Source organism: Stieleria magnilauensis, assembly GCA_007753675.1.
GTDB lineage: Bacteria > Planctomycetota > Planctomycetia > Pirellulales > Pirellulaceae > Stieleria > Stieleria magnilauensis.
Genome location: CP036432.1, coordinates 3,778,143 through 3,798,422, shown reverse-complemented (window position 1 = coordinate 3,798,422; position 20,280 = coordinate 3,778,143). Strand labels below are relative to the sequence as shown.

At 61.4% G+C, this 20,280-nt stretch carries 3 protein-coding genes; 1 reads left to right on the top strand and 2 read right to left on the bottom strand.

The window, feature by feature from the left end; translation table 11 throughout:
* Positions 1–6: 6 nt before the first annotated feature.
* Positions 7–915, top strand: a complete 909-nt coding sequence (locus TBK1r_RS13400; RefSeq protein ID WP_145211269.1) for an FHA domain-containing protein — start codon at positions 7–9, stop codon at positions 913–915.
* Between the two features lie 66 nt (positions 916–981).
* Here TBK1r_RS13400 and TBK1r_RS13395 read toward each other — a convergent pair whose 3' ends face one another.
* Both TBK1r_RS13395 and TBK1r_RS13390 read right to left on the bottom strand, forming a co-directional pair.
* On the bottom strand, positions 982–7,119 hold the full coding sequence (locus TBK1r_RS13395; protein ID WP_145211265.1) for a protein kinase domain-containing protein: 6,138 nt from the start codon (positions 7,117–7,119) through the stop codon (positions 982–984).
* On the bottom strand, positions 7,110–19,790 hold the full coding sequence (locus tag TBK1r_RS13390) for a hypothetical protein (RefSeq protein ID WP_145211260.1): 12,681 nt from the start codon (positions 19,788–19,790) through the stop codon (positions 7,110–7,112). Before TBK1r_RS13390 ends, TBK1r_RS13395 begins: the two co-directional genes overlap by 10 nt.
* Positions 19,791–20,280 lie beyond the last annotated feature (490 nt).

The following is a 20,280-nucleotide window of genomic DNA, read 5'->3' as shown; positions in this document are numbered from 1 at the left end:
CTAGTCATGAGAGTCATTCTTCAGGTCACCGCAGGACCGGCACTGGGTCGCCAAATCCCGCTGCAGTCCGGCGAACGGGCACGGTTCGGAAGGAGTGACGTTGCCGATGTCTGTTTTCCAGAAGATGGAGAGATGGCCGAAGTGCATTTCGAACTGGACTGCCAATCCGAACAATGCCTGGTTCGCGATCTGTCGGGTTCCGCCGGGACGTTTGTCAATAACGAACCCGTCACGGAAGCGTCAATCGACGACGGCGATCAGATCGTCGCCGGGCAAACGATGCTTCGAACCGTGGTCAAGGAACGCCCCGGCGGTCCAAAGCACACGCCCGACGAGCCACCGACTGAGGAACCGGTCGAGCCAAAACGCTCCGCCGTCGAACTGTGTCAAATGACCGACCTGGAGGAAGAGTCGTTGCAGCTCTTTCGTCCCAGTCATTCGCCGGAAGAGTTTTTTCAGGTTCTGACGGAGAACAACCTGTTTGCCGACGCGATCCGAATCCTCTCGCTGTACCTCCCCAAGCGACAAGCCATTTATTGGGCGTATCGGGCCGTCGACGAAGTCTTTCCACGAGAGTTGACCAGCGAGGAGCGAGCCGCGCTCGACGTGACGCTGGCGTGGTTGAAGGATCCCAGCGAAGAAAACCGCCGCGCGGCGATGGCGATTGCCGAAAAACTTGAATTCGCCAATGCCGCCAGTTTGGTCGCCGCGGCGGCGTGTTGGAGCGAAGGCAGTATGGCGCCGGCGGAGTTCGAAGAAGTCCCGCCGGATCCGAAACTGACTGCCCAAATGGCCGCCGCTGCGATGTCGATGACGGCGACCACCGGCGAGGTGCCATCGATCAATGATCGCTTCCGAAAAATGACCGAGATCGGAAAAGAGTTTCTTGCCGGTGACGTGGAGTTGCCCGCATAGCGGCCGGACTCATCGGTCAGCCCCGCATCATTCAGCAATCCTTCCCCACGATCACCGAGATCTGAATCACCAGGCACCGGCCGCCAAACTTTCCGCAAGCGGCGTTTCTTGCCCGGACTCTTGATTGTGATCCGGTTCCACTTCAATCGTGATCGTCTGGCTGAGGGACTGCTTGGGAAGGGATTCTCCTGGCAACCCGTCCGTTGCCCCGCTCGGGTCACCGATCTGGTACTGAAAACCGGACAGCGTGACCTGGACGGTCCGCGAGATCACGGCCACTTCAGCGACTTCGGCATCCTGCTCCGGATCCGCCGCCTCGGCGCTGTCGCTCGGCACGTCATCGCTGTCGCTTGGTACATCGGCGCTGTCGCGAGGGACATCGGCGGTGGACGATTCGACCCGGTAGGCCAACGCGGTGATCAATGCTTGCACCGACCTGACGTCGACCGCATCGCTGAATCGGATACTCAATCGATCCGCTGGCCCCTCGGCTGAAGTGAGTTCTCCGATCAACTTTGGTGCGGCAAGGTGATGGGCGCGGTGATAAAGCATGGTGCGGCCCTGCCGGGTGTCGGTCACGATCGTTGCGCCCAACAGGTCGGTCATCGGACGAATCGCCAACGCCTCACCGGCAAGCGGTTCACCTTGAATCGTCACGTTCAATTCGGCACCGTCAAATCGTGCCAACCGACTGGGATCGCTCAGAAACGCAGATCTGCCGATATGCTTGAACGATGCGTTGCGTCGAACCGTGAACTGATCATTCGAAAACGCAAACGCGATCGGATACAGGGGCGCGCCCTCCCAAATCGTCGTTTGACCATTCATCCCGGACGACAACAGGTTTTGGCCGTCGGGCGAAATTGAAATGGAGGTGACGTCACTTTCGGAATTGACTTCACTTTCGGCATCCAGTCGGAACAGTTTTTTGTTCAGCGTAAACAACTCTTTGATCAAGCCGCTCGAAGCGATCGTTTCTGCTACTGCACCGGCTTCCCCTTGCGACGGATCTTTCGCAACGATTGCCTCTAAGATGCGACTGGTGTCCCAGATGCCGATGCCTTTGCCCTGGCCGGTGACCAGTCGTCGTCGGTCGTAGGAAAGCGCGATCGCAGTTGTTCCACTGGCGTCTTCCTGATCCATCTGTGCAAGCAGATTTCCGCGCACATCCCAGAACGCCACGACTCGGTCCCCGTCACCGGTCACGATCCAACTGCCGTCGTCGGCATACACGGCCGTCTGCACTTTTCCCGGTTGCCACGTTTCCAACACACGCTGCAAGGTTCCGTCATCCTCGAGTTGCCAAACCGCCGCGCCGCTGTCGGTCCCGGCCAAGATGCGTTTACCATCGGGCGAAAACATCGCGAAATTCAACGCGCGCCGATCAGCGTCCGGGGGCGATTGAATTGGACTGTGCCACTGCTCGGCATCGAACCGCCAAAGTTTCCAGGTTCCATTTCGCTCCGCAGTGATCATACGGTTCGGATCATACGGATCGAAAAAGGTGGACACGATCGGTCCGTCATGCCGGCCGACCAGGTGAACCGCGGCGCTGGTGTTTTCACTCCAGCGCCCCGCGTCCAGTTCCCAAACGCGTACGTTGCCCTCGCTGTCGCCGACCACCAATCGATTGCTTTGACCGCCCGCGGGATCGTACGAAAAATCGGCGGCAACGATTTTGGATGCGGGGCGAAAACTCTTCTTGAGTGTCGTAAAACTCAACGGCCGCTGATCATCGGCAGCCAACAGTCGGGCACCCTTGCCGCCGACCACCAGCAGTTCGGTTTGCGGCGCGTCATTGCCCACGATGAACGCGGTTGAGACTTCACCGATTTGCGTTGAACGCATCTCGGCAAAATCAGTGCCCTGATGGTTCCAGGTCCAATAGCCGATCCGATAACGTGAGGGGCGGCTGGTGGCCGACTGGCCGCCGCGCTCCGAGCCTGACTTGGCCGGGAAAAACAGACTCAGCAAAGCCCGATCGGTTCCCGGTACAAATCGCGCGGAACGAACCGTCGGCCGGTTGTCGGTCCAATCGCGATGGCCTGCATCATCGGTGAGCAAGAAGCTGGCTTCCGGTCGAATCTCCTCGCCCTCCAGGCGGAACAGTTCGGCGAGGGGGAAATCGGTGCCTTCCAACGGGGCGTGTCCCACCAGCAGGCGGTCACCACTGGCGGAAACGTCCAAAGCCGTCACCGGTCCCGACCAAGGCAGTTTGTTTTGTTGCGTTCCGTCAGTTGCATTCCACATGATGACTTCACCATCCACGCCGGCGGTGATCAATGACTGTCCCGATGGCAAAAACGCGGCGCTGCGGATGGCGGAACGGTGTGCCCGAAAACGGACCAGTTGGCGAGGGCGATTCGATTCGGCGTCGACCTGGAAAACGAAACAGTGGCCCGAGGAATCGCCGACCATGAACCGCCCTCCATCGGGTGAGAACTTGGTCGTCGTCACATCGGGAATTCGCCGTCGCAGACGATCCATCGCATCGACACCGTCGTCGGTTGTCCGAAGCGAGACGGCCGAATAAGTCGCGCCGCGGCGTTTGGTCTCCGCTTCGGCTTGCTGGGCCAACTGAGCACGGGCATAGTCGCCCAGCAGAGCCGTCTTGACCACTTTGCCCTCTGCATCGACATGCCAGAACCATGCCGGCGTCATGTGTTCATCGCTGCCGGTGACTACCAAGGCGTTGCCCTGGTCGTGCTGCCACGCCACGTCCGCGGCGCCTCGATAGCCGGTCCCATCAAGCTTCAGCGTATGCGTCCCGCGGGTGACGTTCCACAGTCGCGTGGTGTTGTCGCCGGCCGAGGTCATCAACCGTTCGCCTTGCTGATCCATCACGCCGGTGGCCGCCAACATGGCGTGCCCCTGGACCAACATCTCTCCGGTCGCGCGGCCGGGGTCTTGGAGGTCCCAGACTTCGACCGTGCCGTTGGCATAGACCGTTGCGATCCAACGTCCGTCGCGGGAATAGGTCGACTTGAGCGCACTGGACAGTCCGCGTTCACTCGGTTGGCGGCTCAAGCGAACCTCCGGATCCGGGATCAGATCCCGGGGCATCGAATAATCTTGCCAGGCCCACAGTTTCAAACCGTCGTCGGCCCCCGACAGCACGTATTGACCGTGATTGGAAAACACGCACGACCGGACCCAACGCCCGTGTCCGCTGAGTACTTTGTCCAATTTCCAGCTGGCTTCGGTCGGCCGCCACACACGCACGGTGTTGTCGTTTCCGCCGGTGACGATGATCTGCTGATCGCCCAGTCGGCCCACCGCGATGCTGCGGATGCTGGCGGTGTGACGATCGCCGGTCGAGCCGATCTCGTCTCGCTCGTTGGCGTCCCCCTGTTTCGCATCGGCCTGTCCTTGCAATCGTTTTTTCAACAGTTCGGTGCCTGCGGCGACCACGTCGGCTTGCGCCGAACTGAGTTTCCAACGCAGCAGGCTACGGTCGTAACCGCCCGAGAGCACGGACTGGCCGTCGGGGCTGAATACGGCGGCGTAGACCGGTCCGTCGTGACCGCGAAAATCGTACAGCTTCTTCGCTTCACTGACGCCACCGGACTTCGGCGTGGTTCGCCAGACTCGGACCCTGCCGTCTTCGCAGGCGGTGACGACCAGGTCATCGTTTTGGGGTGAAAGCCTCGCGCTCCAAACCTTGGGATCCAAATGGTCCGCCATCACGGAGAGACGGTCACCGGTGATCCGATCCCAAACCACGGCGGTGCGGTCGGCGGCGCTGGTGACGACCTTGGTCGCGTCGCTGGAAAAGGCGACGCTCAACACTTCAGCCTTGTGGCCGTGCAGCAACAGAGGCGATTGGGCGACTCCATCGGACGTGATTTCCCAGACGCAAACGTCGAAATCGTTTTGTCGCGAATCACCTTCCGGATCTTGTTTGCGAATCCCCGCCGCGGCCAGGTATCGTCCGTCGTCGGAGACCGCCAGGGCGCTAATTTTGTTTCCGAATCGGATCGTCACCGGCTCCGCGTCGTTGTCCAAGCCGTTGATACCCTTCCACACCAACACGTCTCCGAGATCCGTTCCGGCGGCAAGCACGTCGCCGCCGGCTGAACTGGCAACCGCTTCGACATGATCTTTGCCCGTCAGCGTCGCCACCGAGGACGGGCCCCAACTGTGTTTCAGAATCCCCCATTCGATGTGCCGCAACTGCGACATCACCGGATCGGCATCGGGCTTGGTCGGATCCAATTTATCGAGGATGCGTTCGGCCTTGTCGCGCAGCTTGCGTCGGATCGACTCGGCGGCCAATCCGATTTCGGAGGAATAGGGTGCTTCTTCGGCGCGGCGTTTTTCCAACCGGGCTTCGGCTTCCAATCGCCGAGCTTCCCGTTGTGCCCGGAATGCTTCGTTTCGAGCGATTTCGGCGTTTTCTTTTTCAGCTTCCGCTTTCGTTTTCAGATTGGTCGCGACCACTTCTTGTTCACGGGCCTTATCTCGTTCGGCTTCCAGCGACTTGGCGTTTTCCAGCGACTCCATGTAGAAGTAAAGCGTCACGACGACGACGGTCAGAATGGCGGCGATCGCCGTTCCCGCCGCAATCTTTGAAAACCATGCCAGGCGTCGTCGCGCCGCCCGCTTGGTTTCCAGCTTGGAAAGCAGATCGCGATGCTCTGGATTTTTCGAATCCAGAACGGAAATCCCCAGTTCATAGTTCTCTTGCGCGAGAGCGTTTTTGGCGTGTTCCAACGTCGACAGTCGCATGCCGATGGCAGCAGCGGTGTTGCCGTCCCAGAGTTTCAATGCCTCTTCATAAGCGAACCTGGCGCGGGCGAATTCGTCGCTGCTCTGTTGTTCCTTCGCCCGGGCAAAGTGCTCGTCGGCACTTTCGGATAGCTTGATGCTCTCTCGATGCGATTGGTACTCTCGAATCGCATCCTGCAACTCTTGAACGGACTGGTATCGGTCATCCAGATTGGTCGCCATCGCGCGGCGGGCAATGTCCACCAACTCTCCCGATCGCGTCGTCGGAATGATCTCGTTGGCTGCCGCGGCGAGCAGGGCTTCCCCGGTGTCGCCGGTTTTGGGGTGTGGCGGTGTTCCCGTGACGATCTCATACAGCACCGCGCCCAACAGATAGATGTCGCTGACCACACCCAGCTCGGACGGATTGTGGGCCGCCATCTCGGGCGCCATGTAAGCCGGTGTACCGGCCGGTCCGGTCGCGACCGACGCCCAGGGTTGGTTGGGATCTTTGGTGATCGAAACCGCGATCCCCCAGTCCATCACCGAGACTTCACCGAACTCGCCGACCATCACGTTGTGTGGCTTGATGTCTCGGTGCAAGAAGTTTCGGTCGTGGGCAAAGGCGATCGCGTCACAGACCTTCATCAGGATTTCCAGATTCTCCTGAATCGTGTTCTCCTGAATGAACTCGTTCCAGGGTCGCCCTTGAACGTGCTTCATCGAATAGAACGGGATCCCGGTCGAATCGCGTCCGAGTTCGTAAATCGGAACGATGTTGGGGTGTTCCAGTTGTCCCGTGACGACGACTTCGGAAATGAATTGGCTCTCGCCCACGCTTCCGGCGCCGGCCAATTCAGGCATCGGAACTTTGACTGCGACGTTCCGGTCCAGCGAGGTCTGGCGGGCCGACCAAACACGACCCATGCTGCCTTCGCCGATCACATCGGTCAGTTCGTAATCGCCTTCACTGGCCCCTTTAGCACCGCTTTTTCCCTTGGTGATTTTTCGTGTCGCGATGCTCAGCGTCGGGCTTTCGACCTTCGTTTCGGTCGACGGCTGATGGGAACTGAGCGTGCTCTCTGCGGTAAAGCCTGCTCCTCCGCCGCCGAACGTCGACTCCCACGTGCGTTCAACCCGTCGCCGAAATTGGGGCGACAAACGTCGCGGCTGAATCAACCCTTCGCTGCTGGGAAGCTCCTGCAGTGGGCTGTCGGGCTCAATCGCTGTCGGATCAAACTGACTCGGCGGCGGGACCGCGGTGTCCGGTGCCGATCCCGCCTGTTCCGTATCGGATTCCGCAGTCTCGGCCGCCGGTTTGGGGGCGGTCAAGGGAGAGGAGGCGGCATCGTCGGACGACGCAACCGGCTGTTCGGCCGGGGCATCAGGGATGATCTCTTCGTTGCCGGTGAAGAAGCACGCACAGCTTCCGCAACGCCCATTGGCCTGGTCGCGCTGGCTGCATTCGGAACCACAATAAGAACAGATTAGCGCCATGACGCTGGTCTCCTCGCTGACATGTTATTTCGATCGCGCTCGGGTTGCGCTGACGCGGTGCGCCGCTGCCGTCTTCCATCGCGTTTGGCCATCCCCGCGGCCAGCACAATGCCGCCCGTGGAGACCACTGGAACGCTGCCCAAGCGTTCGATGCTGCTCAAGTTGGGACGCGCGATCGGCCCAGCCTCAGGGATCTCCGGCGGTTCGGCGTCCATTTCCCCGTCGGACTCGGTCGCTTCGCTTTCCTGAACCGGTTGGTCGTCGCTTTGAGATTCAATCGGTTGTCCGTCGCGGATGATGAAGTCCAACACCAGACGTTCCGTTTGACCTTCGATCAAATAGATTCGATAACGATCGTCGGGCAATCGCTTGAACAATTCTGGCAACTGGCTCAGTTCAAATCCCTCGCCCGAATTCGGGTCTTCCAGATCCGGCAGGCTGTACTCCTCGCGTCCCGGCTCGGAATCCCAAAGCTTGACTTCGCCCTCCGACTCGGCACCGAACGAAACGATTCGCAGCACATAGTAGCGCTGGCTGGTCACGACGGCGGAACCGACCGAATTGTTGAATTGCAACGGAGGCGTCACGAAAACGATGCGTTGGGTGGCCGGAGTGGTGACGACGATTTGCTCGAAGGTGCGGACAAAATCAACGCTGTCGGCTTCGGGCAACGGAGCCGAGAACGGCAGCAGCGCGCCTTCGACCCGCAGCGTGACCGTGGTGGTGAACTCCGGGCGATTGAGCAAGTCGGTCGTGTTTTGTCTCAATACGATTGAACCATCGGCGATCGACGTCAGCGAAACGTTCACATTGATGTCACCCTGATTCGGGGCGACGTCGTAGGAGTGTTGAAAGTTCACCCCAACGCCACCGGTGCTGATGTTCTTTTCCAGCGGGTTGCGGCGAGACGGGTCGCTGTCACCCGGGTTGCCCTCCAGCCAGTCCACTTCGGCGACAAACCCCAGCCCCGAAGGATCATTGACCGTCACATCGATCTGGGCGTTTCGCTGGGTGCCGCCGAGTAGTTCACCGACTTGGGTTCCGCTGATCGGAGTGGGTGAGTTGACCAGCACGCCGCTGATTTGTCCCTTGTTGGTTGCCACGATGGCGGAATCATTGAGTGTCAGAACGCCCGTGCCGGCACCGTCGTCGTTGGCCGAGAGCGTGACCGACACCGCATCGTTGCTGCCGGTGGTGACGCGGGCCACGGTGCCCAGCGCCAGGTCGTCGTCGGCCCGCAAGGTGATCTGTCCGGTCCCCGAGGTGACCCAGCCATTGACGTTTAGATCCGACGCGGTACCGACGGCTTCCAAACTGATTGAACCGCTGCTCGACGTGATGCCACTCGGGATGCGTCCGCCGCTGGACAGGTCGATGGTTCCGCCGGCGGAAATCGAGATGTCGCCCGGGGAGAATTGTTCGACCATCAAAATCGTGACGGCGTCGGATTCAGCGACCTGAATGTCTCCGCCGACGCGATTGATCGCCGTCAACGAGCTGACATTGGTGTTGAGCCCGATCCCCGCCATCGCATCAACCGCCAGCGCGTTGGCGGTGACGGACGCGCCGGTGTTTTGCACGGCGCCGCCCGAAGCGATCAATTCGAGATTGTCGTTGGCGTGGTTGAGTGCGGCATTGACCGTCAGGTTGCTCACCGCTGCGGTCAGACTGATCGTTTGAGTTGATGTGTCGGTCGCCAGGGTCGTCAGTTGGCTGGTGTTCAGGGCTCCTGAATCGACCAGTGCGATGTCGCCGTTGCTGCCCACCCCGGTCGTCTTCAAGCTATAGCTGGTCGCGTTGGCTTGCACCGCCATGCCGATGCCGATCCCACCGCTGGCGTCGAGGGTCAGGACGTTGGCCGTCACCGCTGCCCCGTCGCCGACGAGGTTGCCGGCCGCTGCGGTCAAGTTCAGGTTATCGTTTGCCTGCCCGATGGCTCCACCGACGGTCAGGTCACCGCTGTTCGCGGTCAAGTCGATCGTCTGCGCCGAACCGTGCGTAACGAGCGTGGTGATCTGATTGGTATTGAGTGCGCCGGCGTCGATCAGCGTGATGTCGCCCGCGGTGTTCGTCCCCGAGGTGGTCAGATGGTAGGTGTTGGCGTCGGCGGTCACGGCGGTTCCGATCCCGATCCCGCCACTCGCGTTGAGCGTCAGGACATTGGCGGTGACCGTTCCGCCGCCGCCGATGTCGCCGACAATGTCGCCGCCTGATGCGATGAAGGTCAAACTGTCATTGCCGTCGCCGATCGCACCGCCGATCGTAAAGTCACCCGTGTTTAACGTGACACTGATCGTTTGTGCTGATCCGTCAGTTGCGATCGACAGATTCGATGCGTCGGCTTGAGTCACCGTGATGTCTCCGGCCGCACCGATGCCGTCGGTCGTCAGGTTCAATGTGTTCACGTCGGTTTCGAGCCGGGTCAGGATCCCGATTCCACCACTGGAATTGACGGTCAACGTTTCCGCGGTCACCGTCACTCCATCACCTTCCACATTTCCGGCCGATGTGATCAAGGTGAGATTGTCGACGGCATCGACGATCGCCGATCCAACCGTCAGATCGCCCGCTGCCGCGGTCAGGCTGACGGTTTGGACCGAACCGTCGGTGGAGAGCGTCGTGATCTGATTCGTATTGAGCGCATTGGCGTCGATCAGCGTGATGTTGCCTGCGGTACCGATTCCTGTCGTCGTCAGGCTGTAGCCGGTCGCATCGGCGGTCACGGCCTTTCCGACGCCAATCCCAATCCCACCGCCGGCGCTGAGGGTCAACGTCGCCGCCGTCGCGGTCGCGGTCACGGTCTCATCGCCCACCACGTTCGCCAGGGTTGAAATCAAGCTCAGATGATCGGTGGCATTCCCGATCGAGGAACCGATTGTTAGATCGCCCGTCGATGCGGTCAGACTGATCGATTGCGCCGAACCGTCCGTGTCGAGCGTGGTGATTTGATTGGTATTGAGCCCATTTGTATCGACCAATCGAATGTTTCCGTCGGTTCCGATTCCAGTCGTCGTCAGGCTGTACGTTGCCGCATTGGCCTGCACCGGAGTGAGGATGCCGATCCCTCCGCTGGCGCTGAGCGTCAAGTCGTTGGCTGTCACCGTTCCGCCGCCGACGATGTTGCCGCCTGATGCGATGAAGCTCAAACTGTCGTTGCCGTCGCCGATCGCACCGCCGACGGTGAAGTCACCGGTCGTTAGCGTCACGCTGATCGTTTGGCCGGTCGCATCGGTTACAATCGAGAAGTTTGCCGCGTCGGCCTGAACGATCGAGATATTTCCGGCCTCTGCGACACCGTGGGTCATCAGGTCCAGAGTGTCGGCATCGGTGTCAAGCTCCACTCCGACACCGATCCCGCCACTGGCATCGATCGTCAACGTGTCCGCGGTCACGGCAAAGCTGCCGCCGACCACGTTGCCGCCGGAGGTGGTCAGGTTGACGTCGTCGTTGGCGTCTCCGACGGGGCCGCTGATGGTCAGGTCACCGGTCGTCACGGTCACGTTAACCGTTTGAGCCGTCGCCGCAGTGTCGACCGAAAGCTTCGCGGCATTGGCTTCGATCACCGTGATGTTGCCGTTGCCCGCTGCGCCTCCGCTGGTCAGGTTCAGCGTGTCGGCGTTCGTGTTCAGCGTGATACCAATTCCGATCCCGTCGTCGGCGTTCACCGTCAGTGTTGCGGCGGTCGCGGTCGCACCCCCGACAACGTCGCCGGCCGATGCGATCAACGTCAGATTGTCGGTCGCGTTACCGGTTGCAGCGCCGACGGTCAAATCTCCTGTCGTCGCCGTCAGGCTGACCGTTTGCGCTGAGCCGCTCGTTGAGAGTGTGGTGATTTGATTGGTATTGAGCGCCCCGGTATCGACCAGCGTGATGTTACCCGCAGCGTCGGTTCCCAATGTCGTCAAGCTATAGGTCGTCGCATCGGCCATCACGGCAATGCCGATTCCGATTCCCCCGCCCGCGCTCAAAGACAAATCGTTGGCCGTCACGGTGCCACCGCCGATGATGTTCCCGGCCGTAGCGGCAAAGGCCAGACTGTCATTGCCGTCGCCGATGGTACCGCCCAGGGTGAAATCTCCGGTCGAGACGGTCACGCTAATCGTCTGTGCCGATGCGTCGGTCGTGACCGAGAGATTGGCGGCGTCGGCTTGGATCACTGTGATGTCGCCGGCAGCCCCCACGCTGCTCGTCGTCAGGTTCAATGTGTTGGCGTCGGTCATCAACGCCATTCCATTCCCAATCTCCCCGTTGGCATTGACGGTCAACGTTTCGGCGGTTGCGGTCGCGTTTGCTCCACCGATGACATCGCCCACGCTGGAAACCAAGGTCAGATTGTCGACCGCGTCGCCGATTGCGGTTCCGACAGTCAAGTTCCCCGTGGTGGCGGTCAGACTGATCGTTTGTGCCGACGGACCGTCGGTCGCCAGGGTGGTGATCTGATTGGTGTTCAGTGCTCCGATGTCGACCAACGTGATGTCCCCGGCGGCGTCTGTGCCGGCGGTGGTCAGGCTGTAACTGGTCGCATCGGCGGTCACGGCGTTGCCGACACCGATGCCGATGCCGCCGCCAGCATTGAGGGTCAACGTCGAGGCGGTTGCGGTCGCACCGCCGACGATGTCACCGATGGTGGCGATGAGCGTCAGATGATCGACGGCGTTGCCGATCGCCGTTCCGATCGTCAGGTCGCCGGTCGCCGCGGTCAGACTGACCGTTTGGGTCGACGCGACGGTGGACAGCAGGGTGATTTGATTGGTGTTGAAGGCTCCGGTATCGATCAGGGCGATATCGCCGGCGTTGCCCACTCCGGTCGTCTTCAAGCTGTAGCTGGTCGCGTTGGCGTGTACGGCGGTTCCGATGCCGATCCCGCCGCTGGCATCCAGCGTCAGGACGTTGGCCGTTACCGCAGCGCCGCCGTCGACGAGGTTGCCGGCCGCTGCGGTCAAGTTCAGGTCATCGTTTGACTGCCCGATCGCTCCGCCGACGGTCAGGTCACCGCTGTTCGCGGTCAAGTCGATCGTCTGCGCCGAACCGTGCGTAACGAGCGTGGTGATCTGATTGGTATCGAGTGCGCCGGCGTCGATTAGCGTGATGTTGCCCGCGGCGTTCGTTCCGGCGGTGGTCAGACTGTAGGTGTTGGCGTTGGCCGTGATGGCGGTGACGATCCCGATGCCGCCGCTGGCGTTGAGCGTCAGAGCATTGGCGGTGACGGTTCCGCCGCCGCCGACGATGTTGCCGCCTGATGCGATGAAGCTCAAACTGTCGTTGCCGTCGCCGATCGCACCGCCGACGGTGAAGTCACCGGTGGAGAGTGTGATGCCGATCGTCTGTGCCGAGGCATCGGTGGTGATCATCACGTTGGCCGCATCGGCCTGAATGACGGTGATGTCGCCGGCGGCGTCGGTTCCGCTCGTGGTCAGGTTCAACGTGTTGGCATCGGTGTCGAGTGCGATTCCGATGCCGATGCCGCCACTGGCATCGATGGTCAGGGTATCGGCCGTCAGCATCGCTCCGCCGACCACGTCACCGCCGGAGGCGGTCAGGTTGATGTTGTCGTTGGCATCACCGACCGCTGCGTTGACGGTCAGGTCTCCGGTGGTGATCGTCACGTCAACGGTCTGCGCCGACGCGTCGGTCGTGACCGAAAGATTGGCGGCGTCGGCTTCGATGATGGTGATGTCGCCGGCAACGCCCACACCGGCGCTGGTCAAGGCCAGCGTGTCCGCGTCGGAATTGAAGGTCGCATTGATGCCGATGCCCGCGTCGGCATCGATCGTCAACGTCGCTGCGGTCGCGGTCGCCCCGCCGTCGACGTTCCCGGCGGTTGCGATTAACGTCAGGTTGTCGGCCGCGTCGCCGATCGCGGTTCCGACAGTCAAGTTCCCCGTGGTGGCGGTCAGACTGATCGTTTGTGCCGACGGACCGTCGGTCGCCAGGGTGGTGATCTGATTGGTGTTCAGTGGCCCGATATCAATCAGCGTGATGTTGCCAACGATGCCGGTGCCGGCGGTGGTCAGGCTATAGCTGGCCGCATCGGCGGTCACGGAGGTGCCGATGCCGATCCCGCCGCCGGCATTCAGGGTCAACGTGGCGGCGGTCGCGGTCGCGCCACCGACGATGTTGCCGGCGGTCGCGACCAGGGTCAGGTCATCGATGGCGTTGCCGATGTCGGTTCCGATGGTCAGATCGCCGGTGGTCGCGGTCACGCTGACCGTTTGCGCCGAGGCGACCGTGGAGAGCGTGGCGAGTTGGCTGGTGTTGAAGGCGCCGGAATCGACCAAGGCGATGTCACCGGCGTTGCCGACGCCGGTCGTCGTCAAGTTGTAACTGGTCGCGTCGGCCTGTACCGCCGTGCCGATCCCGATCCCGCCGTCGGCATCCAACGTCAAGGTTGCCGCGGTCGCAGTCGCGCCGCCGCCGACGATGTTGCCTGCCAGTGCGGTCAAGTTCAGGTCATCGTTTGACTGTCCGATCGCTCCGCCGACGGTCAGGTTACCGGTGGTCGCGGTCAGGTCGATCGTCTGCGCCGTACCGGCGGTCACGAGCGTGGTGATTTGACTGGTATTGAGCGCCCCGGTGTCGATCAGCGTGATGTTGCCGGCGGCGTCAGCACCGTTGGTGGTCAGACTGTAGGTTGCCGCGTTGGCGGTCACTGCGGTGCCGATGCCGATCCCGCCGCTGGCGTTGAGCGTCAAGTCGTTGGCGATGACGGTTCCGCCGCCAACGATATTGCCGCCTGATGCGATGAAGCTCAAACTGTCGTTGCCGTCGCCGATCGCACCGCCGACGGTGAAGTCACCGGTCGTCAGCGTGATGCTGATCGTTTGACCCGACGTATCGGTGGCGATCATCAGATTGGCGGCATCGGCCTGGACAACGGTGATGTTGCCGTCAGAGTTGGTTCCGCCAGTCGTCAGGTCCAGCGTGTTGGCATCGGTGTCGAGTGCGGTGCCGATGCCGATGCCACCGCTTGCGTCGATTGTCAGGGTGTCGGCCGTGACCGTTGCTCCGCCGACCACGTCTCCGCCGGAGGTGGTCAGGTTGATGATGTCATTGGCATCACCGACGGCTCCGCTGATCGTCAGGTCGCCGGTGGTCAGCGTGACATCGACCGTTTGCACGGTCGCTGCGGTGGCGACCGAAAGGTTAGCGGTGTCGGCTTCGACGATGGTGATGTTACCGGTGTTGGTGGCACCCGCACTGGTCAGGTCCAGCGTATCGGCGTCCGAGTTGAACGTGGTTCCGATGCCGATTCCGCCATTGGCGTTGATCGTCAAGGTTGCCGCAGTGGCTGTCGCTCCACCAACCACATCACCGGCGGTTGAAATCAGCGTCAAGTTGTCAGCCGCATCGCCGATCGCGGCCCCGACGGTCAGGTCACCCGTCGTCGCAGTCAGGCTGATCGTCTGTGCCGACGTGTGGGTGGCGAGCGTGCTGATTTGATTGGTGTTGAGGGCGCCGACGTCAATGAGTGTGATGTTGCCGTCGGCATTGGTTCCGGCGGTGGTCAGGCTGTAACTGGTCGCGTCGGCGGTCACGGCGGTGCCGACACCGATGCCCCCGCCGGCGTTCAACGTCAATGCGTCGGCGGTCGCGGTCGCACCGCCGACAATGTCACCGGCGGTGGCGACGAGTGTCAGATCATCGACGGCGTTACCGATCGCTGCTCCGATGGTCAGATTGCCGGTGGTCGCGGTCAGGCTGACGAGTTGCTTCGATGCGACCGTGGATAGCAGTGTGATCTGATTGGTGTTGAAGGCACCGGTATCGACCAAGGCGATGTCGCCGGCGTTGGCGACGCCGGTGGTGGTCAAGCTGTAGCTGGTCGCGTTGACTTGCAGGGCGGTACCGATCCCGATTCCGCCGCTGGCATCCAACGTCAAGGTTGCCGCGGTCGCCGTCGCGCCACCGCCGACGATGTTGCCTGCCAGTGCGGTCAAGTTCAGGTCATCGTTTGACTGTCCGATGGCTCCGCCGACGGTCAAGTTGCCGGTGGTCGCGGTCAGGTCGATCGTCTGCGCCGTGCCGGCGGTCACGAGCGTGGTGATTTGACTGGTATTGAGCGCCCCGGTGTCGACCAGCGTGATGTTGCCGGCGGCGTCAGCGCCATTGGTGGTCAGACTGTAGCTGGCCGCGTTGGCGGTCACGGCGGTTCCGATGCCGATGCCGCCGCTGGCGTCGAGCGTCAAGTCGTTGGCGATGACGGTTCCGCCGCCAACGATGTCGCCACCTGATGCGATGAAGGTCAAACTGTCGTTGCCGTCGCCGATCGCACCGCCGACGGTGAAGTCACCGGTGGTCAGCGTGATGCTGATCGTTTGACCCGACGTATCGGTGGCGATCATCAGATTGGCGGCATCGGCCTGGACAACGGTGATGTTGCCGTCGGCATTGGTTCCGCCAGTCGTCAGGTCCAGCGTGTTGGCATCGGTGTCGAGTGCGGTGCCGATGCCGATGCCACCGCTGGCATCGATCGTCAGGGTGCCGGCCGTGACCGTTGCCCCGCCGACCACGTCTCCGCCGGAGGTGGTCAGGTTGACGTTGTCATTGGCATCACCGACGGCTCCGCTGATCGTCAGGTCGCCGGTGGTCAGCGTGACATCGACCGTTTGCGCGGTCGCTGCGGTGGCGACCGAAAGATTCGCGGTGTCGGCTTCGACGATGGTGATGTTGCCGGCGTTGGTGGTACCCGCACTGGTCAGGTCCAGCGTATCGGCGTCCGAGTTGAACGTGGTTCCGATGCCGATTCCGCCGTTGGCGTTGATCGTCAAGGTTGCCGCCGTGGCAGTGGCGCCACCGACGACATTACCGGCGGTTGCAATCAGTGTCAGGTCGTCAGCCGCATCGCCGATCGCGGCCCCGACGGTCAGGTCACCCGTCGTCGCAGTCAGGCTGATGATCTGTGCCGACGTGTGAGTGGCGAGCGTGCTGATTTGATTGGTGTTGAGTGCTCCGACGTCAATGAGTGTGATGTTGCCGTCGGCATTGGTTCCAGCGGTGGTCAGGCTGTAACTGGTCGCATCGGCGGTCACGGCGGTGCCGACACCGATGCCGCCGCCGGCGTTCAACGTCAATGCGTCGGCGGTCGCGGTCGCACCGCCGACAATGTCACCGGCGGTGGCGACGAGTGTCAGATCATCGACGGCGTTACCGATCGCTGCGCCGATGGTCAGATTGCCGGTGGTCGCGGTCAGGCTGACGAGTTGCTTCGATGCGACCGTGGAAAGCAGTGTGATCTGATTGGTATTGAAGGCACCGGTATCGATCAAGACGATGTCGCCGGCGTTGGCGACGCCGGTGGTGGTCAAGCTATAGCTGGTCGCGTTGACTTGCAGGGCGGTACCGATCCCGATTCCGCCGCTGGCGTTGAGCGTCAAAGTGTTCGCGCTCACCGTAGCCACACCGCCGACGATGTCGCCGGATGAAGCGATCAAGGAGACATTGTCGTTGGCACCACCAATTGCCCCGCCGACGGTCAGGTCGCCGCTGGAAACGGTGACGCTGACCGTTTGCGCCGTGGCGGCCGTGGCGACGGACAGGTCCACGGCGTCGGCTTCGATGACCGTGATGTCGCCGGCTCCGGTGGCGCCGCCGCTGGACAGATCGAGTGTGTCGCTGTCGGTGTTGAGCGTGGTGCCGATTCCAATACCGAGTCCGGCGCTGACGGTCAGTGCCGCAGCGGTCGCGGTCGCTCCGCCGACGACATTCCCGGCGGTGGCGGTCAATGTCAGGTTGTCGGTCGCATTTCCGATCGCGCTACCGACGGTCAGATGGCCGGTCAGTGCCGTCAGGTGCACCGTTTGGGCCGTTCCGGCTGTCGTGAGTGTGACTTGGTTGGTGTTCAGCGTGTTGGTGTCACTGAGGTGGATATCACCGGAAGCGTCGGCACCGGACGTCGTCAGCACGTAGCTGGTGGCGTTGGCGGTCACCGCGGTTCCGATTCCGATGCCGCCGTTGGCATTGAGCGTCAGCGTGGCCGCCGTCGCCGTCAGGCCGCCCACAATATCGCCCGCCGTCGCGGTCAGGGTCAGGTTGTCAGTGGTGTTGCCGATCGCCGAGTTGATCGTCAGGTCGCCTGTCGTCGCGGTCAGGCTGACCGTTTGAACCGACGCGACACTGGACAGCGTCGTGATTTGGCTCGTGTTGAGCGCGCCGGTGTCCACCAACGTGATGTCGCCCAATGCCCCGACGCCCAACGTGGTCAGGCTGTAGCTGGCTGCATTGGCGGAGAATGTTGTGCCGATCCCGATCCCACCACCGGCATTGATCACCAGTGCATTCGCAGTCACCGTCGCTCCGCCGTCGACGTCTCCCGCCAAGGCGATCAAGGTGACATTGTCATTGCCATCACCGGTCGCGCCTCCGATGGTCAAGTCTCCGGTCGTCGCGGTGACTTGGATCGACTGTGCCGTGGCGTCGGTTGCAGCGGTCAGACTTGCCCCATCGGCTTCGACCAGTGTGATGTCGCCGGCGTTGCCAGAGCCGCCGGTTGTCAGGTCCAATGAATCGACGTCCGTGTTGAACGTGGTTGCTGTCCCGATGCCACCCGAGGCGTCCAATCTCAATGCGGCGGCGGTCACGGTGCCCCCACCATTGATGTTGCCGCCGGTCGTGGTGATCTCGGCATTGCCGACTCCGGCATCAATCGCCGCACCGATCTTTACGTTGCCGGTGTGTTCGATTTTCATCAGACCACCGCCGGTGGTAATCGCGCCACCGGAATTATCAAAGTTGACTCCAGAGGCAGTGAACGTTCCTCCGCCGGTGGTCACGACATCCTTGACCAGTACATCGCCTTCGCCCGTTTTTTGATCGGTTTGAGTCCCGCTATTGTCATTGGCGACCAATTCGACGTTCAAGGTCCCCGTTGCCGTCGTGATCGTGCCCCGTAGATCGATGGTACCCGCGGCGATCAGTTTTAGAGTGACCGTTTGAGCGGTACTGAGGACGATATCTGCGTTCGCATTGAGCTGGATATTGCCATCGTCGCTGTTGTCACTGGTACTGCCGGAATCTGTGGTGATCGTGACGCTGGTGCCCGCATCAAGTGCGGCGTTGATGATGTCGTCACCGATGTTTGCATTGTTCCCGCTGGGCGTGAAGAGTCCGCCAGTGTTCGGGATGTTGTTTTGTGTCGAGCCGTCGGAGATCGTCACATCCAAGGGGTCCAACAACCATGATCCCGCAACACCCATTGCGGCACTGGCGTTGACCGAACTTGCGGTCACGTCGAGCGACACTTTTCCCGACGTTTCAATCAGGCCTCCGTCCCCGCCCAGCCTGCCCCCGCGTGCCGAGATGGTGCCATGCATCCGCGTGGTGTGGTCGGCCCAGACAACCACTTTGCCGCCACGTCCGTTGTCGAGCGAGTCGGCACGAACGATCGAGTCTTGAGAGACATAGGTGACGTAAGCGTTTTTCACTTCGCCCTTGCCCAAATAATCGCCTCCGATCAAGACCGTTCCGCCACCGGCTGACCCCGACGCATCGATGCGTGCTTGTTCCAGCAAGCCGACATCGAATCCCAACACATGAACGACACCGCCTTGATGTCCCGCTTGGTCGGACGAAACGTCGATCCGTCCGCGGACAATCGCAACGCCAGTTTCACCGCTATCGAGGGAGGCGAAGCCGGCGGAGGCATCGATGGAGCCGTCCATTTCGAGCGACGGACCGGAAAGTTCCACGGTGCCGCCGTGATTGACAATGCTGCCGGTGGTAGTGAGCGTCAGTTCCTCGGTCGCGACGAATTCAACTTCGGCATGATCGGTGTGAATCGCGGAGGACAGCTGCACGTTGCCCGCCGTCACGCGAACGTCACCGCCGCCCAGATTCGTTGCGCCGGAGAACACGATCAAATCGTTTTCGTCGCCCTGGAAAACAAAGCTTGCCCCGAATGAATCAGACAGTCCCTTGACGTCGACGTGATCGGCATCGGTTTCACCGTCCACGTCGGATACGATTCGCAAGGATTCATTCGGATCATCGAAGGACATCGTGAATGGCGATTGAGAATCGATGTTCGCGTCAAACGATTGCCAGACCTGCAATTGGCTGACTCCCGCGACGTCCGATTGATCCAACGTGACCCGATCGGCATCGTTGCCCAGCTGGACGGTCAAACGATCCACGCTCAGGTCGTGGCTCAAATCCTCGATGCCCTCGAACTGAAATGCTGAGCCGCCGGCGGCGGAACGGAGATCGGTATGCACGACACCGGGAGACTCAATGGCGTGGATCAGCGACTCGATGTGCGCGGCGGTGATGATCCGAACCGAATCCTGGCCTTGTCCGCCATCAAACCGAATCGTCTGTTCGGCCATCGTGCCGTCACCGAGATCGATGACGAGGGAATCATCGTCAGCGGAACCGTGGATGGTGATGGTGTCGACTTGATCGACCGAAACGCTGTTGACGCGTTCGCCGTTGACGCTGACGTGGACCTGATCCTGATCGACTTGCAAATGAAACGCATCGGCGTGGCCGTCGTTGGCGTCCGCGCCGGCGTCGACGACCAATTCGCTGGCCAAACCATCGCCGTTGAGCACACGGCGGGTTTCCAGTCGCGTTACGTTCAATTCCGCGAAAAGTTCCTCTCTCCGCCGATCGATTCGTCTTCGTCGCACCGGTGGGCGTCCACCGGTGAGCTTTCGAATCCAATTGGGGAGTTTCATGATGACGAGCTCGGAATCAACAAGGCGACCTGACGTTGGACCTATCTGCCGGGCAAGGAGTTCCCTGCATTCTTCCCGGCCGATGACCGCCTGCTGATCGGTCGGGACCCGGCGTGACCCCGACAGACCGGCAAATGGTACGAAACGAACAGCCGAAAGAAGCGTTCTCTTACCGACGATTGACGCAACCTTCAGATTTTAACACATCGCCCCTGGATCACCGTCAGAAACACTGACAGGTCCGCAACCGTCCCGGTGTAATTTCGGTACAAACGGATCAGATTCCCAGGCTTTGCGGAATCTCGATCGGCTTGAGTCACAATTCTGGGCAACTGATGCACTTGCTCTGGATGTAGCGGTCCTGCCTGTTTGATCGCGCAACGCCAGAAACTGCAGTCCGATGTCCGTCGGCGACGAAGCCATCTCTTGCTCCAGGTACTCTGTCCTCCATTCACAGCGGCCGCCCTCGGCGGCCTCGAGATCTGAGCGG

Coding starts and splice junctions, on each gene's coding strand:
- TBK1r_RS13400 (WP_145211269.1), top strand. CDS start 7: ATGAGAGTCATTCTTCAGGTCACCGCAGGACCGGCACTGGGTCGCCAA.
- TBK1r_RS13390 (WP_145211260.1), bottom strand. CDS start 19,790: ATGAAACTCCCCAATTGGATTCGAAAGCTCACCGGTGGACGCCCACCG.
- TBK1r_RS13395 (WP_145211265.1), bottom strand. CDS start 7,119: ATGGCGCTAATCTGTTCTTATTGTGGTTCCGAATGCAGCCAGCGCGAC.